Raw genomic sequence first — 25,435 nt, 5'->3', positions numbered from 1 at the left:
CAATTATTAAGAAATAGTCGATACTTGATCCAATAAATATGTTTTAAGATACTTGCCTGTAACACTTTTTGGAGTCTGTGCAACTTTTTCTGGAGTTCCTACAGCAACCACTTCGCCACCTTTTACTCCACCCTCTGGACCAATATCTATTATGTAATCAGCAGTTTTTATAACATGTAAATTGTGCTCAATAACTATAACAGTATTTCCTAAATCAACTAGCCTATGGAGTATTTTCAGTAAATTATTTACATCTTCAAAATGTAACCCAGTTGTTGGCTCATCGAGAATATACAATGTTTTCCCGGTAAATCGCTTTGATAGTTCCTTAGACAGCTTTATTCGTTGTGCTTCACCCCCGGACAACGTTGTTGACGACTGTCCAAGCGTTATATAGCCAAGCCCTACTTCCTGTAAAGAAATCAACTTTTCCTTTATCATTGGAAGATTTTCAAAAAAGTCACATGCTTGATCTATTGTCATATCAAGCACATCAGAAATTGATTTTCCCTTGTAAGTAACTTCCAATGTTTCTCGGTTATACCTCTGTCCTCTACATTGCTCACATTTCACATAAACGTCCGGTAGGAAATGCATCTCGATCTTTAAATGCCCATCACCTTTACAAGCTTCACATCTTCCTCCCTTGGTATTAAATGAAAATCGGCCTATATTGTAACCTCGTGCCTTCGACTCTGGGAGACCTGCAAACCAATTTCTGATGTGAGTAAACATACCAACATATGTTGCTGGATTTGATGCTGGGGTCCTACCAATTGGCGATTGATCAACTTCTATAATTTTATCTATATACTCAAGGCCTTCTATTTTGTCGCATTGACCATGCCTTGCAGATGAATGATTTATCTTGTGTGCTGAGTATTTATATAATGTTTCTATCACTAAACTTGATTTCCCTCCTCCTGATATTCCAGTAACACAAATAAAATTCCCTATAGGAAATTCAACATTTATATTTTTTAAGTTGTTCTCACAAGCATTAACTACCTTTATGAACTGAGTTGTTTGCTTTCTTCTTTTTGAAATTGAAATTTCCTTCTTTCCACTTAAATACTGTCCTGTCATGCTCCCTGAATTTTTTTGTACCTGATCTGGTGTTCCTTCTGCAACAACTTTTCCTCCGTTTACACCAGCTCCAGGACCAATATCAATCACATAATCAGCAGCCATTATTGTGTCTTCATCATGTTCAACAACAATCACAGTATTACCCATGTCTCTCAGATTTTTAAGTGTGGCAATTAATCGATCATTATCACATTGATGAAGGCCAATTGAGGGTTCGTCAAGCACGTATAGCACTCCTGTTAAACCAGAGCCAATTTGCGAAGCAAGCCTGATCCTCTGGCTTTCACCACCAGAGAGAGTGCTAGATTCACGGTCAAGTGTAAGGTAATTTAGCCCTACATTCTTTAAAAATGTCAGCCTTTTGATTATTTCGTTTAATATTTTATTTGAAATTTGCCTTTGTTGTTCTGTAAGTCTGTCTGATAAATTTCCAAACCACTTAAGGGATTCATCGATGCTGAGCCTTGATATTTCACCTATATGTTTTTCGTCAATTTTCACTGTAAGTGCTTCTTTTCTCAATCTATAGCCAGAACATTCTTTGCAGTCAGTAACAGAACAATACCTATCAATAAGTGATGCATCGTAATCCATCTGGCGTTCTAGGGTACTGACCAAACCTTGAAATTTCATTTCTCTAGAGCCAAAAAGTATTAAATCCTTCACTTTTTGGTCTATATTCTTCCACGGAACATCAAGGCTAAATTTGTAATTTTCAGCCAGTGATAGAATTGCATTTTTTAGCAATCCATAGTTTGTATGCACTTGACGGAATATTGATCCAATTGGCTTTAAAGCACCTTCAGATATCGAGAGCGTTTCATCTGGCACTATTAGCTTTGCATCAACACTTAGTTTTTTACCGAGCCCATTGCATGAACTGCATGCACCGTAGGGGCTGTTAAAAGAAAACAATCTTGGCTCTATTTCTTCAAGAGTAAAGCCAGACTCAGGACATGCAAAATTCTCTGAGAAAGTTAAAGTTTGACCATTTTTATACTCGGAACTGTGGTTATCAGGTAAGTTCACTATTTCTGCATACATTAAGCCATGGCCCAGCCTCAATGCTGATTCTACACTGCTTGGTAGTCGATTTCCTATATCATCTGATATGGAGATTCTATCTGCAATAACAAAAATATCATGTTTCTTGTTTTTATCGAGTTTAGGCAAGTCATCTATATTGTATGTTTCACCATCTATTTTTAGTCTCACGTAACCCTGCTTTTTAATTTCCAATATCTCTTTGAAGTGCTCTCCTTTTCTGCCACGCACAATAGGAGCAAGTATATATATTTTAGTTTCTAAAGGTAATGCTATAATAGTATCTACAATTTGAGATACAGCCTGTTTCGTTATTGGCAACCCAGTTACAGGCGAATAAGGTATTCCCACTCGTGCATATATCAAACGTACATAATCGTAAATTTCAGTAACGGTTCCAACAGTTGATCTTGGATTTTTTGAGATCGACTTTTGATTAATTGATATTGCAGGAGAGAGGCCTGTGATTGACTCAACATCTGGTTTATCTTGAATATTAAGAAATTGACGTGCATAAGCCGATAGACTTTCGACGTATCGGCGTTGGCCTTCTGCATAAATCGTATCGAATGCGAGGCTAGACTTACCAGAACCACTTAGTCCAGTTATAACAACTAACTTATTTTTTGGTATATCGACATCAATACCCTGCAAATTATGCTCTCTTGCACCTTTAACTCTGATCATACTTCATGTACCTTTGACCATTACAGCCTCAAAATACATAAACTTACAACAACTTTCTACTAATTTTTTCAACTATTACGGAAAACGAGATAGCACAACTAGTGCAAAACATTTTGCCACACAACTATATAAACATCTGTTTTCGCCAAGTTAGTTCGTACAACAAATGGTGTCATAAAAGTATGTTTTCTACAATCTCATCAAAAACATGCTTACCAATTCTTGGAAACAGCAAATTTTATTTTATATAAAATATAGAATTTTGATAAATTTAACTTTTTTGTGAGATCATGCAGCGATAAAAATAAATTTAGAGGGAAAGGTTATGGCAATAGAGAAGGAGAAGTTTTTTGAAATAATAAATGAGGTAGGTGAAAGTAGCGATTTGGATGAAGATAATTTACTTGAAAAAATAAAGAATGAGTTAAAAGGAAAAGATGCAGGAGAGTACAACAAGTTTAGTAGAAATTTTAGTAAAGAACATCAATTTAGTATAAAAATTTCAGAAGAAGCTGCAGAAGATTGGACGTTGTTACATCTTGCTACAGCATGCAACAATATGTTAATAGTGGAACTCTTACTAAAAAAGAAAGCAAGTGTTAACGCTCGAGTAAAAGATGGTTCTAAAAATGATGGGCTAACTGCTTTGCATATTGCTACTTCTTGTGGACATGAAAGCATGGTAAAACAACTACTAAGTGATGATCGAGTGAATCCTTCATTAAAAAGTAAAAATAAGACTCCAAGGGAGGTGGTAGGTAATACAGAAAATAAGGAAGCAATAGTACAAATGTTAGAGGAAGCAGAACAAAATTTTTATACAAAGCATGAGAAAAAAACTGATACATCATCAGATGTTATAAATTCTGTGGAACAATACAATACCATACGTAGTGGTGAACAGGCTCCTGTTACGTGCGAAAGTAGTGACAGTATAGTAAGTGAGCAATACTTACATGCTGGTGTTAAGAATATGGTAGAAAAATTTGAGTCAACGCAAAGAGGAAGTGTTACATATAGTGGTAAACAGACTCCTATTGGTGAAAGCGTTAGTAGTGACGACAGCGGTCTAGAGTCTGAGGCTACATTTGATACTTCTTTCTGCTCTGAAATAAATAACGACGGAGCAGCTAATGAAGTTAATGACCAAATTTTAGAAAGTCTGCAACCTCAAATTCAGTTGCAAGATAGACAAATTCGGAAGTTAGAAAAGCCAGGTAAAGAATTAAAACATGTTGAGAAAGAACCAGAAAAATTAAAGAGTGACGTAGCTGGACATGAGACTCGGTTAGAAATACTTGATAAGCTCAGTGAAGAGAATCAATCACTAAAACAACAAATACAAGATCTAAAAAGTAAAAACACAACTCTTAATAGTGAATTAGAAAAAATAAAAGGTCAGCACTCTAATGATTTAAATGAACATAAGATTAAGTTGGAAGAACTTAGCAAGCTCAACAAAGAGAATCAATCACTAAAGCAAAAAATAAAAGATCTGGAAAACGAGAATACAACACTTAATAGTGCATTAAGCAAAACCAAAGCAAATAAAGTATTACTAGAAAAAACAGAAAAAGGACAACTGTCTTTCTTAAAAATTGCTTCTGTAAATTTTGTAACTATGTTGACAGTAGGTGTTGCCTTTAGTATAGCTTTCCAATTACCAATTCTATTGATGATTGCAACTTCTGTGATGTCTTCATTAATAGTCAGTGGAGTTACATACGCACTATTAACACAACCTACTGAATTACAAGAAGTAAGTATTCAATGCTCAATGCAACATGATGCCTGTAAAACTTAACTTGTGCGCTTCCTGGTAATTTTGATATAGTTATTTCAGTTGAAATTTACAGATTTACAAATGGCAAGCTTAAGTGTAAGAGAAGCGTTATGCACGGCAATCAGAGAAGAAATGCAAAATGACCCTGATGTATTTATCATGGGTGAAGAAGTTGCAGAGTATGATGGTGCTTATAAAGTAACAAAAGGATTACTGAAAGAGTTCGGAGAAAATAGGGTAGTTGATACACCTATTACCGAACATGGATTTGCTGGTCTTGCTGTTGGAGCAGCGTTTGCTGGGCTCAAACCTATTGTTGAGTTTATGACTTTTAATTTTTCTATGCAAGCTATTGACCAAATTGTGAATTCTGCAACAAAAACAAATTATATGTCAGGTGGACAACTTGGATGCCCTATAGTGTTTCGTGGACCAAATGGAGCTGCAGCAAGAGTTGCCGCACAACATTCTCAGTGCTTTGCATCTTGGTATTCGCATGTTCCAGGTTTGAAAGTAATAGCACCTTACTTTGCCTCTGATTGCAGAGGTCTGCTTAAAGCTGCAATTCGTGATCCTAATCCAGTAATATTTCTAGAAAACGAGATCGCTTATGGGCATGAACATGAGATTCCTGATTCTGAGCTATCAAATAAAGATTATCTACTTGAGATAGGCAAAGCTGCTGTTATACGGGAAGGAAAGGATGTAACTATCACTGCTTTTTCATTGAAACTAATGGATGCGTTAAATGCAGCAGATTTACTCTCTAGTGAAGGAATAGAAGCTGAAGTTATCGACCTCAGAACCTTAAGACCACTTGACACTGAAACAGTTATTAACTCTATTAAGAAGACCAATAGATTAGTAAGCATAGAAGAGGGTTGGCCATTTGCAGGAATAGGAGCAGAACTCTCAGCCATGGTTATGGAGCAAGGATTTGACTACCTTGACGCTCCGGTTGTACGGGTAACCGGCAAGGATGTCCCCTTACCTTATGCTGCAAACCTAGAAAAGAAAGCATTACCACAAGTGGAAGATATAGTTGAAGCTGTGCACCAAGTCTGCTTTAGAAAGAAATAGCCCTATTGACTCTTTTTTTTATCTCCCGTTCCACATTCTTCCATAAAAGAGGCATTTGTAGAGTTTATACCACCCATTACTTTTATGACAATAGTTTTAGCGCCAAAAAACACAGCGCAAAATACACCGAGGGCGAAAAGAGCAGGCCACGGCATTCTACCAAATATTGCAAGTAAAGCTGCTCCTATTATCACTACGGTCATAAGCGGTCCACCTATTCCCCAAACGTAGCCAATAATATTACATATTACTTGAGCAGTTGTATCGTCATTAGAGTTAGCAGCACTTCCAACATGAGAAAAAGAAATAAATAATACCATAAGTAGAATACAAAAAACCTTTCTAATTGTAGGGTTCATCCCTATACCTTAAGTTTAAATATTATAATTATATCTAAAATAGTATAATTTTCAGTAAAACTAGCATTGTGATTTATACAATATTGCATAGCAAATGATGTCTATTGTTTGTCAATCATTGTCAATTACTTGAGAGCTTATTTCGACTTTCGAAAAAGAGCAATAACACCCATGAGTAAAATTTCACATTACCACTTTTATGTGTTATGATAAGCTTAAATTTATGAAGAAAATAAAATTGAAAGAATTGAGAGAGAACCGGATAGCAAGAACGAGAAAGTTTTTATCTTCACTGTTTTTTTTGCTACTAATTGCGCTATCAATACGTAGTTTTTTATTTGAGCCATTTCATATTCCTTCTGGTTCAATGAAAAGCACTCTACTTGAGGGAGATTATATTTTTACTAGTAAATATTCATATGGTTATAGTAAACACTCTTTTCCATTTTCTCCAAACATCTTTAGCGGTAGAATCTTTTATACCCCTCCGGAGCGTGGTGATATAATAGTTTTCAAGCCTACAAGAAATGACAGCATTAGATTTGTTAAGCGGGTAATAGGAATACCGGGCGATAAAGTGCAAATGATAGAGGGGGAGTTATATTTAAATGATCAGAAAGTAAAGCGAAGACAAATTGAAAATTTTTTTGATTATGAGTCAAAGCGTAATATAGCAAGATACATCGAAACACTCCCGAGCGGCAAGGAGCATGAAATTCTAATAGATAATGTTTCTAATAAGTTATCATACAATACTCCAGTTTATTATGTGCCTGATGATCAATTTTTTGTTATGGGAGACAATAGAAATAATTCTTTTGATAGCAGGTTTTCTGAAATTGGGTTAATACCAACTGAAAATATAGTTGGGCGCGTAAGCATGGTTGGTTTATCGTTTAAATTAGGCAAAGTTGATTGGTTACCATTTAACTTTAGATTACCTGTTGCCCTGAGATTTGAAAGGATACTGCACAAAGTTGTGTAAATTCTATCTGTCTGATGATTCGCATAATTCTAAAGCAGAATTTTCTAACTCAGCGATAGCATTATTAATGTTGTCTAAGTCATTTTCCTGTAAAGCGTCTTTTGCGTTCTGTAGTAAAATTTTTAACTTTTGCTCAGTGGAAACATTTTCAACTAGATGTATGAGCTTGTTACCGTTAATTTTAGCCTCTGCAAGGGAACGAGCCTTCATGTCTTCATCAAAGTTACTTACTGACTGATTGACCATATCTTGAATATCTTCTTCATTTAAGCCAGAGCTTGAATTTATTTTAACTGTCTGTTCGACTCCAGTAGTTTTTTCTCTTGCAGTGACAGTCAATATTCCATCAATGCTAACTGTAAATCCTATTTCAACTTTTGCAGAACCTGCAGGCAATTGTGGTATACCTTTGAGTTCAAATCGTGCTAGAGATTTATTATCTTTTATCATTTCACGTTCTCCTTGACAAACGTGAATTTTCATTGCTGTTTGCCCGTTAGCGTAAGTTGTAAACTCTTTTATTTCTGAAACTGGTAGTGGTGTATTTCTTGGTATAATTTTTTCAACTATTCCCCCCATAGTTTCTATGCCAAGTGATAAAGGCAGCACATCAAGGAGAATATTCCTATCTTTTGAGTTTGAAGTTAAATAATGAGCCTGCAAAGCTGCCCCATTGGCAACTGCTTTGTCCGGATCCACATCATTCAGCACTTTATTGCCAAAGAGTTTGATTAGTGAATTTTGCACTAATGGCACTCTAGTTGCGCCACCAACTAAAATTACCCCTTTTATATCATCGATTTTAAGATCTATGTTGCTTATAGTACGAGTAACTATATTTATAGTCTTATTAACCAAAGGACTGATTGCTTGCTCGAATTCTTCTTTGGTAATTTTGCACTTAAATAATTCACCATTGATGCTGAATTCAAAAGTGCCAGAGGTATCTTCACTTAGGTACTCTTTTATAGCACGTATATTGCAGATACCAGTTTTAGTGTATGAATGTTGTAATTTGTAGGTAGTTGTATCAGATGGTGCAGTGCTTGACACTGGAATCCAGTTCTTATTATATAACTTTCTGGTGTGTTCACTTGCAATCAAACTTTCTGGATCCCAGTGTCGGAGCACTGGGATGACACTAGAGCATTTTTTATTTAAACCTACCTGTTCTCTATACTTTTCAAGCACGATTAAACTAAGTAGATGATCAAAATCATCACCACCAAGTTTAGTATCACCACCAACTGCAAGAACTTGAAACACTCCTTGATGTAATTTTAATATTGAAATGTCAAATGTTCCACCACCGAGGTCATAAACTGCATATATGCCACTGTTATTGTTCTTTTCAATGGAGTAAGAAAGTGCTGCAGCGGTTGGTTCATTAATGAGGCGAAGAACATCTATGCCAGCTAATTTTGCTGCATATTTGGTTGCGTTACGTGCTGAATCATCAAAATAAGCTGGTACAGTAATCACTGCTTTGTTAACTTTCATCCCTGTGAATTTTTTTACCCTCTTGCATAGAGTTTTTAGTATCTCAGCAGAGATCTCAATAGGAGTGAGATACTTTTCTTCTGAGCATTTTACCCTAATAACTTTTTCACTTTCGTTATCTATTTCACAATTGATACCTTCTTTATGCAAGTCTTTAACACTTTTACCCATTAAGCGTTTTATAGAGCAGATAGCGTTTTCGCCAACATCGTAGCCTACTTTTAGTACATCCTTTTCATATGAAATGACAGAAGGTAATAGTTCACGACCTTGCTCATCTTTAAATATTTCTACATTGCCAGCTTTATTTACCATGGCAATTAAAGAGTTAGTAGTTCCAAGATCTATACCAAAAACTACCTCATTTAAACTTGGTTCAGAAATTTGAACTGGCCGCATTTTCCTTTATCTCCTCAAATGACTTATATAAATATCTCAATCTAAAAACTTGCGTAGCAGCTTCATCAAAATTTTTTGTAGCAAAAGCATTAATTAGGTTTTTAGTACAATCTTTTACCTTTTCATCAATCATCCTACTTGCAAATTGTAAATCATCACAGTCTAGAAAGTATTCTCTTATTTCCATTGATTCATTTAATATTTCAGGATCAAGATGCTCTTTTTTGCTTTTTACGTCAAAAAGATCCAACAAATGTTCGGCACGCTTTAGCGGTGACTTCAGTACCTGATAAGCTTTGTTGATATTTTCCATACTTTTGGACTCTCTTTCATTTATATCAGTTTTGCTTAGCTCAATATATTTTTTCTCCAGCTCATCAAAGCTGATGTTAAAAGCCGGTTCAATTCCAAATAATGTGAAATGGTTGCTAGACATGAAAACTCTCTCCACAACCACATTTTCCTTTCTCATTAGGATTTTTGAAAATAAAACCTGATGAGAATTTTTCCTCTACATAATCCATTTCAGAGCCAAGGATAAACATGATAGATTTTGGATCGATCAGCACCTTGACTTTTTGATCATCACTGCAGCTTTCTTCAATTACCGACTCCAAAGGACGAACATCATATGCATATTCAATATCATATTTTAAACCAGAGCATCCTTTTTGCTTAATTAGAACTCTTATTCCTATTGCTTCTTCAAGGTTAGCATGCTTCTTTTTGTCCAATAAAAACCTTACCCTCTCTACTGCATTTGCAGTTAGAGTGATAGGTTTTTTAACAGAATTTACTCCTTGAAATTCACTCATATTCCTCAATGTTTTTGTTTATTTTGATAATCATGAATAGCAGCTTTTATAGCATCCTCAGCAAGTACTGAACAGTGTATCTTTACTGGCGGCAAAGACAATTCTTCCACTATTTGAGTATTCTTTATCTTTGTTACATTCTCAATAGTTTTTCCTTTGATCATTTCTGTAAGCAAAGAACTTGAAGCTATAGCAGAACCACAACCAAAAGTTTTAAATTTTGCGTCTTCAATAACACCTTTATCGTTGACCTTTATTTGCAGTTTCATTACATCTCCGCATGATGGTGCACCAACTAAACCAGTACCAACATTTGGATCATTTTTATCCAGAGAACCAACATTCCTTGGATTTTCGTAATGATCTAAAATTTTCTCATTATAACTCATAGAACTACCCGTAAACCATTACTTACATTATAACATATTTAGGTTAAAAACTAAAGTAAAATACACTAGCAAGCAGTACATTTTACTCACAAAATATATAGGTTACGAGTGTATTTACTTTACAAATACATATAGTGCATGTCATTCTTTATATGGTAATTTTAGAAGGAGTATTTCTTGAGTTTATTCAGTAATCTTTATCAAGGACTATTAAAAACCTCCTCCCGTTTTAGTGATGGAGTAAAAAATATTTTTTCTGGCAAAAAAAAATTAGATCAGTCGCTTTTAGATGATCTGGAAGAGCTGCTGATTAGCATGGATATAGGTCATAAAACTTCTAGATTGCTTATTGATAAGCTCGCAAGTATCAAATTTGAATCAGAAGTTGAGCATAGCGTTATCACACAGCAGTTAATGAGCGAAATAGAGTCGATATTAAACCCTGTAGTGCAGCCGCTCATTTTGAATAAAAAACCACACATAATGATGGTGTGCGGAGTGAATGGTAATGGAAAAACTACAACTATAGGTAAACTTGCCTATAAATATAAGGAAAAAGGGAAATCCGTTATGCTTGTTGCGTGCGACACATTCAGAGCTGCTGCGAGTGAGCAATTAAATATTTGGGCAGAACGTTCTGATTGCTCTATTGTTACTGGAGAGCACGGTAGCGATTCTGCAAGTGTGGCATATAGAGCTGTAAATCAAGCGATAAAAGATAGCGTTGATGTTGTTTTAATTGATACAGCAGGAAGGCTACAAAACAATGTAAATCTCATGCAAGAGCTGTCAAAAATACATAGAACGATAAAGAAATTGGATGATACTGCTCCTCATGATGTTATTTTAGTTCTTGATGGAACTACTGGCCAAAATGCTTATAGCCAATTAGAGGCCTTTAGTAAAATGGTTGGTGTTACCGGGTTAATTGTAACAAAGCTAGATGGTACTGCCAAAGGTGGAGTAGTGATTGGGCTTGCAGAAGCTTATAAGGTGAAATTACACGCTATAGGAATTGGTGAAAGTATAGAAGACCTGAGGGAATTTACTGGCAAAGAGTTTGCTGAAGCGCTGTTTAAATGTGATTGAAGATTTCCTTTAACTTTTTCATATGACCAAGCTTCAATTTTTAGATGGTGTCATTCCAGTACTTCCTATCCGAGTAGCCTTTTCTTGCCATCCCAGTCTGGGATCCAGATTGCAAGTGGGTTGGGTGAGCCGTTAACGTATAAAAATTACTTCCGCATATTTTCAATCTTATTATAATTACAAATAGAGATATTTTAAGAGCTCAAAATCTATCTTTAGTCTGCAGACTTTTTAGTTAATTTTTCAATAAAAATGTAGTGTATCTTCTTCAGTGTGCGTGGGTGCACACACATACTTAATCTCTGTCGTATGTGCACTGCATTTTTTTCTAACTCTTTTTTACACAGGAGGATTTTATGTCCAGAATTCCAGATACTTGACCTTTACTTTAGCTAATAATGGGCGCCCATGGTTTTTATAAAAAAAATACAAAAAATCACTTCAGCTTATCACTCATGCTTAAAAAGTGATTATATTAATATAATATTCATATTTGTATTCTAGTATTGATATATTTAGAAAATTAAGGAGTATATTATGATAGGAAGTATGTGGAATTTTAAAAAGGAAGCAAACTTACAACAAAAATCGGATGATCTTTCGAGTCACACTGCAACGGGAGGAATTCTTCGTATATGCTCCAGCAAATGTAAAAATACTTCATCACGGCAAGAATGCCTAGAAAAATGTTTTCGAGAATCACCATTTTATAGTCTTGAACTTTCCGAACTTCATTCACAAATTAGTGAGAAATTAGCAGATAGTGCAAAAAATCTTTATGATGAGAGCGAAAAATTATTGCTTATAGCAGAGGAAATACACAATCAAGATTTAATGTATCTTTAATAACAAAAAAGAGGATATTCTATATCTTCTTTTTTTTTATGCGATAATTAGCTACTTGTTTTCGTATTCGTCCAGGCAAGGTAGTTATGAGTAAAAACAGCAAATGGTCAGTGCGTGAAACTGGAATCCAGCTAAACACTTTACAATGTTTTTGATGACGAAAAGACTGGATGCCAGTGTCTTGGCACTGGGATGACAGGAGTGTGAGATAAGGCTACATACATACTCCAACAGGTATGATGGTGTCATTCCAGTCTGGAATCCAGAAAAAAAAGAAGCCTATGTCACCTACTCAGATGACATTATGGAAGCTGGGATAACATCCTTCCCACAAGCAAAATGTTCATGCAGATAATATTTAATTGTGATTGAAGACCTCTTTTAACTCTTTTATATGACCAAGCTTAATTATTTCAATATCATGAGAAGAATAATTGCCATTTTTAGGCATAATCGCTTTTTTAAATCCTAATTTTTGTGCTTCCCTTAGCCTGAGATCAGCATGTGAAACATTCCTAATTTCTCCTGAAAGTGCAACTTCACCGCAGATTATTGAAGAAGTTGGTAGCGGTAAATTTACTAAACTTGAAATAAGGGAAGCAGCAACAGCAAGATCAGCTGATGGTTCCTGTATTTTGAGTCCTCCTGCAATGTTTAGGTATACTTCTTTATCATGCAAAAACATTTTACAACGAGCACTTAGAACCGCGATTATCATAGCTAATCTATTAATATCCCAACCAACTACTGCTCTTCTTGGAGTTGCCATATTAGTCCTTGCTATTAATGCTTGCACTTCCATTAAGATTGGTCTTGAGCCTTCAACTCCTGCAAATACGGCGCTGCCAACTACTTCTCTATCATGTACGGTCAAGAATAATGATGATGGATTATCAACAGGCATGAGTCCTGCTTTAGACATCTCAAAAACACCAATTTCATTTGCAGGGCCAAATCTATTTTTAATAGTACGTAAAATGCGATATTGATTACTATTTTCACCCTCAAAATATAGTACTGTATCTACCATATGCTCCAGGGTTTTAGGCCCCGCTATTTGTCCATCTTTCGTTATATGGCCAACTATTAAGAGAGAAACACCATATTGCTTTGCAAGAACAGTCAATTCATGAGCGCAGGTACGGACTTGAGTTACAGTTCCTGGTGCTGATGTGACTTTGCTATCATACATTGTTTGTATAGAATCAATTATCAAGAACTTAATACTCTTATTTTTTCTTATTGTTGCTACTACATCAGTTAAAGATACTGTAGATAAAAGCTTAATTTTAGGTTCATTTATTTTAAGACGCTTTGCTCTGAGGCTCACTTGCTCTAAAGATTCCTCGCCAGATACATAAAGACATTCAAAAGAGGAAAGTTGTACAACATTAGCTGCAATCCTAAGCAAAAGAGTAGATTTTCCAATTCCAGGTTCACCACCAATTAAAATGCTAGCACCTTGAACGATACCTCCACCAAAAACTCTATCTAACTCTTCTATTCCTGTTAAAAAACGATCGGGGGTAATAATTTCACTATCTGATAACGCTTTTATTGAAATTGGTGCAGATGTACTTCTCGTTTCTGTTTTTAGTACTATTTCTTCGACAACCGTATCCCAACTGTCACATGCAATACACCTTCCTACCCACCTTCCAGTGCTATGACCGCAGAATTGACATACGTATGCAGTTTTCATAAAAGCCAAAATTATTATTGTAATAAAAATTAGCTAAATAAGTGAAATAAATTTAAATAGAGAAAATTACCAATCACACTTTTTATCTTGTGGTTTTATTTGCAATATTGCTACTAAGCTGACTAATAAGCAAAAAATTACATAAAGCCCAGCAGCAAAGTCTATTTTAGGAAACATTATAGTAAACCAAGTGCATATCATAGGAGTAAATCCACCATGCAGGGCATAAGAAATGTTACGTGATAAACTCACACCACTAAATCTAACATTAGTAGGAAAAAGCTCAGCAGTAACTATCCCTATAGGATTAATACCCCTCTCGATTATAGAAAGAGCCATCACACTCAACATAATTATTAGGTAGCTTTTATAGTAATATGCAATAGATAACATAGGACAACATATTACCATTGTTATCACTATAAATAAGATTGCAGTGCGTTCTCTTCCTGTTTTATCAGCTAAAATTCCAAGCACTATTGAAGATATCGGCATTAATATACTGGTTATAATGAGTACAACTTCGTTGACATACGTTGTTACATAAGTTTCAACAGACACTATTTCTTTTGCAATTGTTCTAAGAAATATGGTAAATCCAACAGCAACATTAACAGGTACAGATATTAAAATGGCAAGTATCAGAGCTCTTTTATAGCGTTTTGTAAGCTCTATTATTGGTAAATTAGGTAAATTTCTTTGTTCTCGATTTTTTTCATACACTGGAGTTTCTCCTAGTGTATATATACTATATGCGCTTATTAATCCTAAAATGGCTGAAAAAATAAACGGCAGCCTCCAACCCCAAGCGTTAAAATCAGTGGTTTTTTTACAGATGATCACTGCAACCACAGAGAGCAATATGCCAATGGAGCGACCAAAACTTATTATTCCAAAAAACATTCCTAGTTTTTTCTTATTAGGTAAATGCTCTATGAGATAAACAGAGCTACCTCCTTGCTCAGCGCCAAGTGCAACCCCTTGTATCAGATGGATTGTAAGAAGCAACATAGTAGAGGTTATTCCTATTTTACTATAACTTGGAATAAACGCAACGAGACTAGAAGGAATCGATATTAGCAAGATAGCAATCGTTAACGCCATTCTCCTTCCATACCTATCACCAATGTGACCAAATACAGATGCACCAAGTGGTCTTACCATTGCACCCAGTCCTGCAATTCCAAACAATTGCAATATGCTGTAGTAGATATCTTTTGCATAACAAAATTCTCTACTAATTATATTAACCAGATCAATAAAGAGCATATGGTCATACCATATTGCGATTCTACAGAGTATTGTTGCAATCAATACTCTTGTTTGTTGATTGTACACTTAGTTTAATTTGTAAATGTCTACTTATTTTTATTTTGGCTGCTTTTTAGAACTTTGCAACTCAAGCGTATGGCTTATATGTAAATATTATTAAAATTGGAACTTGCATAACCAGCCAGTCTGGGATCAAATAAAAAAATCTGGTCATCCGCTGGAATGACATGGTGGAATGTGTCATTCCAGTACTCCTTTTCTTGTCATCCCAGTGCTCCGACACTGGGATGACACCTCTCTTAAATTACTTTAGCTACAAATATCAAGAAATTTACCAAGTAGAAAAAAGACAAAAGAAACCCCCTATTAGCTAGCTCTAATCCTGAAAATTGGCCTGTCTTAAACAGCCCGTTTCAGCTTATATGGTTAAAAAACTGGAAGTTTTGTAAAGAAATAAGATGCACATAGTGCAAAAAATTAAAAATAAGACGACAACTGTGTTATGCTTTTGTCGTTTAATCTGCACAGACGAAGATAAATAGTATAGCGTTATCCTTATGGTAAGGGAGTTGAAAAAATTTATAAAGCAGGTTCTTTCATTAGTTTTTTTGCGAACATCAAACAATTACTTAGAAAAATTGGAAAGACCATTAAAATATTTTTTTACTTTTTATTCTATATATTTCAACATATTACCTTTAAGTACTAATAATTATGGCATTATTAATAGTTGAGTCGCCAGCAAAGGCAAAGACGATAGGTAAATATTTGAGTAAAGAATTCAAAGTGGCTGCATCTTTTGGCCACGTCAGAGATCTGCCAGCGAAGAATGGTTCTGTTGATCCTGATAATGACTTTGCCATGAAGTATGAGATTATTGAAAAAGCAGAAAAGTATGTAAAAGAGTTAGTCAAGGAAGCTAGTAAAACATCAGATATATACCTTGCAACAGATCCAGACAGAGAAGGGGAAGCAATAGCTTGGAATGTGATAGAGGCACTAAAGGAAAGAAAAGCAATCAATGATGAAAGCAACATTCATAGAGTAGTCTTTAACGAAATAACAAAAAGAGCAGTGCAAGAAGCTATAAAAAATCCACGTGAAATTAATATGGACTTAGTGCGTGCACAGCAAGCACGCAGAGCTTTGGATTATCTAGTTGGATTTAGCTTGTCACCGCTGCTGTGGACAAAATTGTCGGGAAGCAAATCTGCAGGGCGAGTGCAGTCTGTTGCATTAAAGCTTATATGCGAACGAGAGGATGAAATCAGTAAGTTTATAACACAGGAGTATTGGAGCATAAAGGCAGAAATGCAAAATAGCAAAGATGAGGCTTTTTTTGCTATGCTAAGCCACTATGACAATAAAAAGCTAGAAAAATTTGATATTAAGAATGAAGAAGAGGCAAAGAACTTAGTCAGGGAGATCGAGTCAAGGCAGTATGCTGTAAGCACAGTAGAACGCAAGCAAGTTAAGAGAAACCCGCTTCCTCCATTTATCACCTCAAGTCTTCAGCAAGATGCAGTGAATAAACTGTATTTTAATGTGAAAAATGTTATGCGAGTAGCGCAAAATTTATATGAAGGTATCAATATTGGTGGTGAAATCGTAGGGTTGATAACTTACATGCGTACAGATGGGTTTCATATTGCAGATGAGGCTATAAACTCAATTAGAGGGTCAATTAAGTCGTTATATGGTGATAAATATTTACCGCAGTCTCCTCGTAAATATGTAAAAAAGGTCAAAAATGCTCAAGAAGCACATGAAGCAATCCGGCCAACTGATATTAATAGAACGCCGGGTAGTATTAAGGATTACTTAACGCCAGAGCAATTTAAATTGTACGATTTAATCTGGAAAAGAACCATTGCAAGTCAAATGGAATCAGCGATTCTTGATCAAGTGGTGGTTGAAATTAGTTCTATTGACCAGAAAGTGATTCTGCGAGCAAGTGGATCGAGTATATTCTTTGATGGTTTTTATAGAGTCTACCAAGATAACATAGAAGCCGAAAATGAAGGCCTGTTACCTGCCATGAAAGAAGAGGAAGCGTGCAAGTTGATTTCTGTTGATCCGAAACAGCACTTTACTCAACCGCCACCTCGTTATAGTGAAGCGAGTATAGTAAAAAAAATGGAAGAAGTCGGTATAGGTCGCCCATCAACTTATGCAACAATTATTTCGGTATTACAAGATCGTGAATATGTTTCATTGGATAACAAAAGATTTATTCCAAGCAGCCGCGGTAAAATCGTGACTATATTTTTGGAAACTTTTTTTCAGCGTTGTGTAGAGTATGACTTTACAGCACAAATGGAAGAAAGGCTTGATTCAATCTCAAATGGACATGCAGATTGGAAAAAAGAACTAGGCTATTTTTGGGTGCCATTTTTTAATCATGTAAATTCTGTTAAGCAAATGACACATGATGAGATTTTTAGTGGTATTCATGATTTGGTAGTCAATTGGTTTTGCTCAGAGGAAGGAAAGGAAGAAATAGGTAAGAAATGTCCTAATTGCTCTGGTGGTATATTGAAATTAAATTTTGGAAAAGCCGGTGTGTTTCTTGGATGTTCTAACTATCCTGCATGCAATCATACAAAAGAAATTACGGGCAGTAATGACAATTCAGAATATCCAAAAAGTTTGGGTATAGATGATGTGACAGGCCAAGAGGTAATGATCAAAAAAGGTCCTTTTGGACTTTATCTGGAGTTTAATAGTGAGTCAGAAAAGAAAAAAAAGATTTCTGTACCAAAAGATATAAATGTTAATGATATTGATCTAAATACCGCCACTCGATTACTTTCCCTGCCGAAAATAATCGGAGAGCACCCTGAAACTGGAAAAGAAGTAAAAATAGGTCTTGGACGATTTGGGTACTATATTCTCTATGATGGTCGATACTTTTCTCTTAAAAAAAGCTCTAAGGAGGTATTAGACACACAATTAAACGAAGCTATACAAATTATTGAGAGCAGCCCACGCAAAGAGCTAAAATCTCTTGGTTTTAATGAAAAGGGAAAAGAAGTTTTTATCTGCAACGGTAGGTACGGATTCTATATAAAATGCGGTAAAACAAACGTTGCTTTGGGCAAGAATGCAGATATTGAAAGTATAGATCTGAAGAAAGCCTTAGAGTTAATTAAGAATAAAAAGTAGACTTCTTGCATAACCATTCTTTATATGTTCTTTATTGTTGTTCCAGCGCTACACGCTGGAACTGAGAAAAAAAGAGCCTGAATTACAAGAAAGAAAATATTCAGATAACGAGAAAGTTGTCATCTGGTTAGCAGCTACAGTCGTGTGACGCAGACGTGCTAACAGGAAAATAGTCTCAAGCTTTACTGGCAAAATGAAAAGTAAGACCAGCTTCTATACCGTGTGTGTGAAACACTTGATTGCCTATACTGATACTTTCTTTGTGTAACTTCTGGTCCGATGGTTTTTGACTTTTATTCAATTCTAATATCTTTTTTCCATCTGGGTTTACCGGTTGCTTTGCTTTCATTTCTCCTAACACCTCTGCTTCAAAATCAACATTACTACCAAGAACACCAAAACCTCTATATCCGATGTGCATATTTACATCTTCGTTTATACGATAATCAAAGCCAGCTTTCAATTGACCTGCAGGTCTTATTGACGATTTTTCAAACATTGTCATTCTTGTTGCACCGACTCCAACTCCAACATAAGGAGAAAAAGATAAACTATCACTTTTCCAATAATGATAAACATTTGCCATTACAGATGCGTTTTCTACTTGGTCATGATTAATTACAGTTTTATACATATAAGTTTTTTTATTAGCACTCTCACCAACGTCTTTTAGATACGAAACAGTTACTTGATTACTTGATAAACCAATATTATCTACTTTTACAGAAGAGTACATCCCTTCCAATTCAGCTCTATAGCTATTATTGCCTAGTTCTCCTGTGTAACCAAACGTTACATTTGCAGCAAAAGGTGGTTTATAATCTCCTTTATACTTACTTATTAACTGACCTTCTGTTCTCTGAGCGTCTATGTCATTTATAGATACACGGTTATCATCTGTAGCATCTTTGCCTCCAATTTTTGCTTTCAACTTACCCAAGTTCAAATATTGACCGTAATATCCACCACCAAAGTAAAATCCTTCTGTTTCACTTGCAAAAGATTGTTGTGACAACAATAAAGCAAGTGCTGTAACTGCTAATGTTTTTTTACTCATCATGACTATTCCTCTAGTTAAAATAGCTAATCTAGTACTAATTAATTAAAAATGATTTAATATGAAAAAACTAATTATTTTCTAAGCTAAAAAATAGGTAAAATTAACCTCTATCCTCGATTTTATTGCCGTCTAGTTTGTCCTCATCTTCAAATTCATCATCATCGTCAAATTCATCCTTACTGTCTTCATCATCAAACCCATCATCGTCTTCCTCATCATCAAACCCATCACCACCTTCAAACTTATCATCAATATCCTCGTCTTCAAATCCATCTTCAATCTCTGGCTCATCGTATACTGCATCTTCAGTTTTAGCTTCAACAGGATAATCAGCAGCTTCAATAGCATTACTCTCTTCTTCATTACTAATCTTATCTTTGTTAGCAGCAGAAAAGACCTTGTTTGGATCATATGGCTCTTGTGTAGGCACACGTGTTGGTTTAATCAGCCTTCTTGTGAATGTGCTATCACTATAGTACAAAATTTTCTTTGACTTAATTGGATAAGTCGATTCTATCAAAATTATCTGATCATCACGTGGCAGCATAATAATTTCTTGAGGTAAGAGCAATGCTCTCTGTGTTTCAGAGATATGCAATGATCTTGATGCAGGATTCAAGTCTAAAAATTTAGGTTTGTTTAATGATTCTTGTTGTACAGTTTTGTTTCCTATAAGCTGAGATATCAAATTAGCCGTTTCAATATTATTGGCTGCAAAAGTTATTCTATAGGTTGAGTTTGATAAAAAGGAGTTCATTCCTGCTTCTTCATATATTCCTTTAAGCTGTTCAGTATCTTGAACAATTAAAAATAACCTTACTCGATAGCCACGAAAGTATGCGATGCCCGTTTGAAATTGCTCCATTTTTCCAAGTGTTGGAAACTCATCCATTAAAAATAATACGCCGTAAGGCTCGTCATCCGATGGCAATTTTCTACATAAAAACTCAGTTGCCTGTTGGTAAAAAACCTGCATTAAAGGCCTGAGCCTAGTTAAGTTATCAGGAGTTAAACCAACATAAACTGTAGTTTTCTTCTTTTTAAAATCCAAAATATTAAAATCACTTGATGCAGTTGCAGTATCGATCAATGGGTTTGCCCACAATTCAAGCGACGAGTTCATAGTTGACACAACACCTGATCTTTCTTTGTCAGCCTTTTGCAAAAAAGCTGCAATGTTCATATACGCTACCGGATGTATTATTTTACCCATTGTGTCCAAAACTACAGCAAGATTGTAAACTACGTCATCGCTACGCATCGTACGCACAACCTCACCAAAAGATTTAACTTTCTCTGGTGCAGCAAGTAAATATAGTACCACCCCAACAAATAAGCTTCTTGCTTCGTTTTGCCAAAAATCTTGTTCAGGCATGATTAGGTTAGCTATTTTTTGCACATCGTCAACCATCTGTCCAGGTTTTTCACTAATCCATTCCAGTGGATTATAACAATGGCTTACCCCATCTGGCTGAGCTGGGTTCCATACATATACTTTTTGTCCTTGTCGCTCTCGCCAACCACTTGTTATTTCATAGTTTTCTAATTTTATATCATGCACAATTACCGAATCATTCCAAAATAACAAATTAGGAATTACAAAACCAACACCTTTACCAGAGCCTGTAGGTGCAAAGAGCAATGCATGCTGAAACCCATCAGCAATAAAATATCCTCTCTTATCCTTACCAAGCAATAGACCTTTTTTGCTTCTTAATCCCGCTTTTCGTATATCTTTCTCTGATGCCCACTGTGAATCTCCATGAAGTGATTCTTTCTTTTTAAATGGCCGCCACTCAATTAGTCTTTCTCTCACATTCCACAAAATAATCATCAAAACAATTTGAGGCAGTACAGAAGATACAACTAATTTAATTTTGAGCTCAAAGCTATATAACTCTGGATGATGCCAACAATATTGTATATGATCAAAAATTGTCGGCCAGAGAGCTTGAGGAAAAGGTGTCAAGCTAGGATTAATTGCTCTAAAATCTACACCATCTGGACCGTCAACAAACAGGTAGAATAATATACCAGACAAATAGAAGCAAAATTCAAGTATGCTAAAAGATACTACACCTCCTATGAGAATATTGCGTAGGTGATTTCCATTACTCATAAACTACTTTTTCTTAACTTACGTATAAATTTAAGTATTTTCATTTGAAGATCTAGTAAATAATATTTCAGAAATGCTTCTTTTTCCACCACTGGTCCTTTTGAGTTGAATAACAATGTCAATTACATTTCTAATGTATGGTATGATCTGATCTGGGGGAATGCCAAGATTTGCTTGCATAACCATAAGTTTTATTTGCTCAAGAGCCATTGCCGGACTATCTGCATGAAGAGTTGATATTGACCCTGGGTGGCCAGTGTTTATTGCTCTAAGAAAACTAAAAGCTTCTGCTCCACGCAGCTCACCAACTATTATTCTATCTGGTCTTAAACGTAAGCACGCTTCTATCAAATCTTGAGTGGTTACTTTTGCTCTGCCCTGCCCTCCTTTAGAAGCAATAAGATGTACTCTATTCGGATGATCATTCAAAACTATCTCTCTTGCATCTTCAACAGTAATAATTCTTTCTTCAGATGGAATAGCACGCAAAGTAGCATTAGTAAAAGTGGTTTTACCAGTGGAAGTTCCACCACTAATTATGATATTTTTCTTACTTATTACAGCATATTCTAAAAACTCTTTTATTTTTTTTTGTTTCAGTAGCAAATCTAGGTGACGATCTACTGGATTATCGGTCACTCCTATAACAGTTTCAGAAAAAGCCCCCATTTTTTCATAATCATCCAATGCCAATTGCATAGAAGAAGGTTTGCGAATTGAAATGACTACTTTATCAGGCTCACATGCTGGAGGAAACACTATCTGTATACGATAACCATTTGGTAATGTAGCTGAAAGCAGCGGTGTCTCTTCGCTCAGTTTTTGTTCTGTAGCTTGAGCAATCAACCTGCTCAGAGATTTTAAATGATTAAGATCAAATATTTCTAACTTTTCGCATCTTATTTCACCGCGATTTTCAATCCATACTTCCTTCGGTTTATTTATTGATATTTCATTTACACCTTCCTCTTGAAATATCCCTTGTAATGGCTCCAAGTATGTATCAAGTGCAGCATAGTTCATTTCAGTTATTTAATATTGACTGTGGAGGAAATACTATATCTTGGTTAACAAATACTTTCAATGCAGTTCCTTGATTAACATAAATAGTTGGTTTTTTATCTACACTCCTATCAACTATATCTCGCATGTCTTTGGAAAAATCATTGATTGACTTCCCAATTGCTTCATCATAAACAGATTTGCTTCTTTTCTGAGTTTGCCTCAACAGTTGACGTACATCGTCTAAAGTTATACCGATATTGTCACTAGTAATTGCATCAACTCCACTAGCTCCAGAACTTTTTATCACACTTACTATTTCTTCCTTTATTATTCTCAGCAAATCCTGATCACTTTTAGCATTTCGAATTTTTTCAATAGCCCTAATACCCAATTTCCATTTTTCGTCTCCTACCTTCCCAACTTCAGTTTTTATAGAATTCTCCAATCTCTCAACAATAGCCCCTTTGAGAGAAGAAATATCTATTTCAGTTGCAGTAATAGACTTCACTGCATCCATGGCAGTTAGCGCATCGATAAGATTAGAGGCTTTTTGTCCTATAACGGCTGAGCCAATCGAAACACCAGCAAGTGCCACTGAAGAGAATAATGCACTTGCTATTTTATTATCAACTATTCCAGCTATCCCTGCCCTTCCAAGCTCATCGGTACCAGATGATGAAATAGCAACATCTATACCATGAGGAAGAATGATCCTATTCCAATTTATGTTCACGCGGGCTTTTGCAACATTTGAGTCGAATGAATAACCACCTATTAACCTTGAACCTTTTGGTATTAAAATTGTATCACCAGTTTCTGCATAAACGTCTCTACTAACAACAGCACGGAGCATTCCTTGTAAGTCAGAACTTATTGCAGTTTCAAGAATAGCGTCAATAACTTTACCTTGAATAATCATTAAACCAAGCTTTCCAGCTTTGGTAGCTTTGCTCGATTGTGCTGAGGTATTGGATAAAACAGCATCTGTAGCTTTACCTTCCCCACTACTACCTGAAATTGCTAACATTTGTGCACTACGTCTGTCTCTAGGATAACCGCCACCCCCTATTGTAGGAAATGAAGTAGGCAAATTGCTAATAACATTACCAGAAGGAAAATTTTGCTTTGGTAAAACAGGTATATTTGACAAGGGAATTTCTTTTAGTTGCTCTTCTTTTTTTGTCACTTCCTCTTTTTTGATTTGTTTTACTTCTGGTATGACTTGTGGAATAGGAAGAGGAGGTAAGGGTGGCAAGAGATCAGTTGCTATCCTCTCGGAAACTACTACATTATCTGGAACTTGTTCTAACTTTCCTTTCAATTCTTGAATGTTTTGCTTTGTTTCCTCTTTTTTAACAATCTCTGGACCCTCTTTATTAGAAGGACTAAAATAAAGATAGTACACTCCACCAACTAAGAGCGCTACCATAACTATCATCAATGCCTTATAACCTTGATTAGAGCCAACTGTTACTACCTTGCTTTCTATCTCTGATTCATCTTCTACACTATTATGCCTTTCTTTACTCATATTATATGTACCACAACTAAAGTGACCTATTTATAACTTCAACTTCACTACCTTCATAACGCATTAATAGCTTTTTATGTACTCCTTTTATTACAACATAATCATCAAATAACAGCCTTTTACAGGATTCGCCTTCTATAAAAATCTGAGGAATTTTATTACTATTTCTAAACTTTAAATAGGTTAAATAACCATCATCGAATAACTCAATTGGAACTATATCTACGTTACCACCTTCATCAATATATGTATAGTTGTACCTCGTATTATTTTCTTGTATTATTTTTTCTGGCTTTTCTGTAATGTATTGCATTTGAGTAGGTAAAGAAACCTCATCTAAATCAACATCAAATTCATCTTCTTCTTGAGGATAATAAAAACGTATTACGTAAGATATATCCTTTTCAACGGAATAATCATGATCCACTTTTTTAGCATCAGTATCTGGGTATTTATCGTAATTTGGTCTTGAAATTAGATCAAAAATGTAATTTCTCTTTTTAGTTGTCGTAATAATCATGTTAGTGCGACTACTGACTTCAAATGGCATGACAAGCAGTTTATTATCATAAGGATTAATTTTCCAACTTGATGCATCACCAACAGCAATATTTTTGACTTTTTCCCCTTCTGCAAACTCAATATAAGAATAGTAACCTTGACTAAAAATTACTGTAAACACCTCATTAGGGCTATATACAAAAGTCTTTATTCTACTATCTACAGAAATAGGTTTATTATTAATAGATGCATTTAAGTTACCACTTATTAGTAAAGCTAAAACTAACAATATCCTACACATATTCATCATCTACTCTATATGAAATAACTTGAAACCCTAACGGGTTAATATATCTTTGCTGATCATTCATTTCAAGCGATGCATATTTATACGACATCACAACTATCTTATTTTTCCTTGAGGAATTTCCATCTTTTCGTGTAAATTCTATAGAAAATCTCACTTGAAGAGCATCATTACCTAATTTTTGAATTGAACGAATTTTTAACTCACCTTTAGCATCTGAATATAAATTAAAAAGGTCATTCATATTCTGCGATTTTATATAATTGCTAAATTCACTATATACACTAGGCGAAGAAAACAACCTTACTTTTGTATAATAATTATAATTATAATTATATGGGTCAAAAACCTCTCTTGCTTTTATATACTCTGAAATAAAATAATCGTTCAGCGTTTCATTTGCAGAATATTGTTTTACTGTAACAGGATCAACCAATTGCACTATGCCTGACTTTTTATCAATTTCTATAACGAATGGCTCAATAGTGCTACTTGTGCTAATTTTAAATATAGCTAATATGCTTATAGAAATTGCAACTAGTAATATTAATGTAAATAAAAGTAAAGTATTTCTCTGAGCAACAACTGTGCTATAGCGACTTGAATTCCAATTTATATCCTTATCCAATGACTCATTACTTTTTTCTTGTTTTAAAAATTTCAGCATCTCAATATTCTTAAAAATCTTAACTTATATTAATTAACATA

Annotated in this window: 20 protein-coding genes; 6 read left to right on the top strand and 14 right to left on the bottom strand. The window is 35.0% G+C overall.

Annotation, left to right across the window (positions count from 1 at the left end):
• Nucleotides 1-6: 6 nt before the first annotated feature.
• Nucleotides 7-2,820: an excinuclease ABC subunit UvrA gene (gene uvrA, locus BVG17_RS06170; protein WP_063631210.1), complete on the bottom strand. Its 2,814-nt coding sequence runs from the start codon at nt 2,818-2,820 to the stop codon at nt 7-9.
• A gap of 325 nt (nt 2,821-3,145) precedes the next feature.
• On the opposite strand from uvrA, the gene BVG17_RS06165 reads away from it, so the two are divergent.
• Together BVG17_RS06165 and BVG17_RS06160 are read left to right on the top strand one after the other, a co-directional pair.
• Entirely contained in the window at nt 3,146-4,624 is a 1,479-nt protein-coding gene (locus BVG17_RS06165) for an ankyrin repeat domain-containing protein (RefSeq protein WP_063631209.1), read from the top strand.
• A 60-nt stretch (nt 4,625-4,684) separates the two neighbouring features.
• The gene (locus tag BVG17_RS06160) at nt 4,685-5,683 is read left to right on the top strand and encodes a pyruvate dehydrogenase complex E1 component subunit beta (protein WP_063631208.1); all 999 of its coding nucleotides are present in this window, start codon (nt 4,685-4,687) and stop codon (nt 5,681-5,683) included.
• Between the two features lie 2 nt (nt 5,684-5,685).
• Here the strand turns inward: BVG17_RS06160 and BVG17_RS06155 are convergent, their stop codons facing one another.
• Nucleotides 5,686-6,042, bottom strand: coding sequence for a TrbC/VirB2 family protein (locus tag BVG17_RS06155; protein ID WP_063631207.1), 357 nt, complete (start codon nt 6,040-6,042; stop codon nt 5,686-5,688).
• A 199-nt stretch (nt 6,043-6,241) separates the two neighbouring features.
• On the opposite strand from BVG17_RS06155, the gene lepB reads away from it, so the two are divergent.
• On the top strand, nt 6,242-7,027 hold the full coding sequence (gene lepB / locus BVG17_RS06150) for a signal peptidase I (protein ID WP_063631206.1): 786 nt from the start codon (nt 6,242-6,244) through the stop codon (nt 7,025-7,027).
• Between the two features lie 3 nt (nt 7,028-7,030).
• On the opposite strand, the gene BVG17_RS06145 is transcribed toward lepB, so the two are convergent.
• The 4 genes from BVG17_RS06145 to iscU are packed head-to-tail and all read right to left on the bottom strand — an operon-like array spanning nt 7,031 to nt 10,130.
• A complete protein-coding gene (locus BVG17_RS06145; RefSeq protein WP_063631205.1) occupies nt 7,031-8,926 on the bottom strand; it encodes an Hsp70 family protein in 1,896 nt (631 codons plus the stop codon).
• Nucleotides 8,904-9,362, bottom strand: a complete 459-nt coding sequence (locus BVG17_RS06140) for an iron-sulfur cluster co-chaperone HscB C-terminal domain-containing protein (RefSeq protein ID WP_007302621.1) — start codon at nt 9,360-9,362, stop codon at nt 8,904-8,906. The genes BVG17_RS06145 and BVG17_RS06140 overlap by 23 nt, the downstream gene beginning before the upstream one ends.
• Nucleotides 9,355-9,741, bottom strand: coding sequence for a HesB/IscA family protein (locus BVG17_RS06135; protein ID WP_006012614.1), 387 nt, complete (start codon nt 9,739-9,741; stop codon nt 9,355-9,357). Before BVG17_RS06135 ends, BVG17_RS06140 begins: the two co-directional genes overlap by 8 nt.
• A 5-nt stretch (nt 9,742-9,746) precedes the next feature.
• Nucleotides 9,747-10,130, bottom strand: a complete 384-nt coding sequence (gene iscU, locus BVG17_RS06130) for a Fe-S cluster assembly scaffold IscU (RefSeq protein WP_007302620.1) — start codon at nt 10,128-10,130, stop codon at nt 9,747-9,749.
• A 177-nt stretch (nt 10,131-10,307) separates the two neighbouring features.
• On the opposite strand from iscU, the gene ftsY reads away from it, so the two are divergent.
• Nucleotides 10,308-11,219, top strand: a complete 912-nt coding sequence (gene ftsY / locus BVG17_RS06125) for a signal recognition particle-docking protein FtsY (protein WP_063631204.1) — start codon at nt 10,308-10,310, stop codon at nt 11,217-11,219.
• Nucleotides 11,220-11,756: 537 nt separating this feature from the next.
• Nucleotides 11,757-12,065 (top strand): hypothetical protein, encoded by a 309-nt coding sequence (locus BVG17_RS06115; protein WP_063631203.1) that lies wholly within the window; start codon nt 11,757-11,759, stop codon nt 12,063-12,065.
• Between the two features lie 358 nt (nt 12,066-12,423).
• Here BVG17_RS06115 and radA read toward each other — a convergent pair whose 3' ends face one another.
• Both radA and BVG17_RS06105 read right to left on the bottom strand, forming a co-directional pair.
• A complete protein-coding gene (radA, locus tag BVG17_RS06110; protein WP_063631202.1) occupies nt 12,424-13,767 on the bottom strand; it encodes a DNA repair protein RadA in 1,344 nt (447 codons plus the stop codon).
• 66 nt (nt 13,768-13,833) lie between these two features.
• Nucleotides 13,834-15,105, bottom strand: coding sequence for an MFS transporter (locus tag BVG17_RS06105; RefSeq protein WP_029237667.1), 1,272 nt, complete (start codon nt 15,103-15,105; stop codon nt 13,834-13,836).
• Nucleotides 15,106-15,753: 648 nt separating this feature from the next.
• Between BVG17_RS06105 and topA the strand changes: the two genes are divergently transcribed.
• Nucleotides 15,754-18,204 carry a type I DNA topoisomerase gene (gene topA, locus BVG17_RS06100; protein ID WP_063631201.1) on the top strand — a complete coding sequence of 817 codons (2,451 nt, stop codon included), beginning with the start codon at nt 15,754-15,756 and terminating at the stop codon, nt 18,202-18,204.
• A 175-nt stretch (nt 18,205-18,379) separates the two neighbouring features.
• On the opposite strand, the gene BVG17_RS06095 is transcribed toward topA, so the two are convergent.
• From BVG17_RS06095 to BVG17_RS06070, 6 genes are all read right to left on the bottom strand, one after another.
• Nucleotides 18,380-19,264 (bottom strand): P44/Msp2 family outer membrane protein, encoded by an 885-nt coding sequence (locus BVG17_RS06095; protein ID WP_063631200.1) that lies wholly within the window; start codon nt 19,262-19,264, stop codon nt 18,380-18,382.
• A gap of 100 nt (nt 19,265-19,364) precedes the next feature.
• Nucleotides 19,365-21,383 carry a type IV secretory system conjugative DNA transfer family protein gene (locus tag BVG17_RS06090; RefSeq protein ID WP_063631199.1) on the bottom strand — a complete coding sequence of 673 codons (2,019 nt, stop codon included), beginning with the start codon at nt 21,381-21,383 and terminating at the stop codon, nt 19,365-19,367.
• Nucleotides 21,384-21,413: 30 nt separating this feature from the next.
• On the bottom strand, nt 21,414-22,406 hold the full coding sequence (gene virB11, locus BVG17_RS06085) for a P-type DNA transfer ATPase VirB11 (protein WP_007302612.1): 993 nt from the start codon (nt 22,404-22,406) through the stop codon (nt 21,414-21,416).
• Nucleotide 22,407: 1 nt separating this feature from the next.
• Nucleotides 22,408-23,919, bottom strand: a complete 1,512-nt coding sequence (locus BVG17_RS06080; protein ID WP_063631198.1) for a TraB/TrbI/VirB10 family type IV secretion system protein — start codon at nt 23,917-23,919, stop codon at nt 22,408-22,410.
• 16 nt (nt 23,920-23,935) lie between these two features.
• Entirely contained in the window at nt 23,936-24,727 is a 792-nt protein-coding gene (gene virB9, locus BVG17_RS06075) for a P-type conjugative transfer protein VirB9 (protein WP_019236950.1), read from the bottom strand.
• Entirely contained in the window at nt 24,714-25,394 is a 681-nt protein-coding gene (locus BVG17_RS06070) for a VirB8 family type IV secretion system protein (protein ID WP_007302609.1), read from the bottom strand. The genes virB9 and BVG17_RS06070 overlap by 14 nt, the downstream gene beginning before the upstream one ends.
• Between the last annotated feature and the right edge of the window lie 41 nt (nt 25,395-25,435).

It is taken from the genome of Wolbachia endosymbiont of Laodelphax striatellus (genome assembly GCF_007115015.1).
Classification (GTDB): Bacteria; Pseudomonadota; Alphaproteobacteria; order Rickettsiales; family Anaplasmataceae; genus Wolbachia.
The sequence above is the reverse complement of the archived record's forward strand: the minus strand, read 5'-3'. Positions and strand labels throughout refer to the sequence as shown.

What these genes read in the sequence shown, in the direction of transcription:
- BVG17_RS06095 (WP_063631200.1), bottom strand. Translation starts at nt 19,264, where the DNA reads ATGATGAGTAAAAAAACATTAGCAGTTACAGCACTTGCTTTATTGTTG.
- BVG17_RS06080 (WP_063631198.1), bottom strand. Translation starts at nt 23,919, where the DNA reads ATGAGTAAAGAAAGGCATAATAGTGTAGAAGATGAATCAGAGATAGAA.
- BVG17_RS06135 (WP_006012614.1), bottom strand. Translation starts at nt 9,741, where the DNA reads ATGAGTGAATTTCAAGGAGTAAATTCTGTTAAAAAACCTATCACTCTA.
- BVG17_RS06165 (WP_063631209.1), top strand. Translation starts at nt 3,146, where the DNA reads ATGGCAATAGAGAAGGAGAAGTTTTTTGAAATAATAAATGAGGTAGGT.
- BVG17_RS06155 (WP_063631207.1), bottom strand. Translation starts at nt 6,042, where the DNA reads ATGAACCCTACAATTAGAAAGGTTTTTTGTATTCTACTTATGGTATTA.
- virB9 (WP_019236950.1), bottom strand. Translation starts at nt 24,727, where the DNA reads ATGAATATGTGTAGGATATTGTTAGTTTTAGCTTTACTAATAAGTGGT.
- iscU (WP_007302620.1), bottom strand. Translation starts at nt 10,130, where the DNA reads ATGAGTTATAATGAGAAAATTTTAGATCATTACGAAAATCCAAGGAAT.
- BVG17_RS06090 (WP_063631199.1), bottom strand. Translation starts at nt 21,383, where the DNA reads ATGAGTAATGGAAATCACCTACGCAATATTCTCATAGGAGGTGTAGTA.
- radA (WP_063631202.1), bottom strand. Translation starts at nt 13,767, where the DNA reads ATGAAAACTGCATACGTATGTCAATTCTGCGGTCATAGCACTGGAAGG.
- BVG17_RS06145 (WP_063631205.1), bottom strand. Translation starts at nt 8,926, where the DNA reads ATGCGGCCAGTTCAAATTTCTGAACCAAGTTTAAATGAGGTAGTTTTT.
- BVG17_RS06140 (WP_007302621.1), bottom strand. Translation starts at nt 9,362, where the DNA reads ATGTCTAGCAACCATTTCACATTATTTGGAATTGAACCGGCTTTTAAC.
- topA (WP_063631201.1), top strand. Translation starts at nt 15,754, where the DNA reads ATGGCATTATTAATAGTTGAGTCGCCAGCAAAGGCAAAGACGATAGGT.
- virB11 (WP_007302612.1), bottom strand. Translation starts at nt 22,406, where the DNA reads ATGAACTATGCTGCACTTGATACATACTTGGAGCCATTACAAGGGATA.
- lepB (WP_063631206.1), top strand. Translation starts at nt 6,242, where the DNA reads ATGTGTTATGATAAGCTTAAATTTATGAAGAAAATAAAATTGAAAGAA.
- BVG17_RS06115 (WP_063631203.1), top strand. Translation starts at nt 11,757, where the DNA reads ATGATAGGAAGTATGTGGAATTTTAAAAAGGAAGCAAACTTACAACAA.
- BVG17_RS06160 (WP_063631208.1), top strand. Translation starts at nt 4,685, where the DNA reads ATGGCAAGCTTAAGTGTAAGAGAAGCGTTATGCACGGCAATCAGAGAA.
- BVG17_RS06070 (WP_007302609.1), bottom strand. Translation starts at nt 25,394, where the DNA reads ATGCTGAAATTTTTAAAACAAGAAAAAAGTAATGAGTCATTGGATAAG.
- uvrA (WP_063631210.1), bottom strand. Translation starts at nt 2,820, where the DNA reads ATGATCAGAGTTAAAGGTGCAAGAGAGCATAATTTGCAGGGTATTGAT.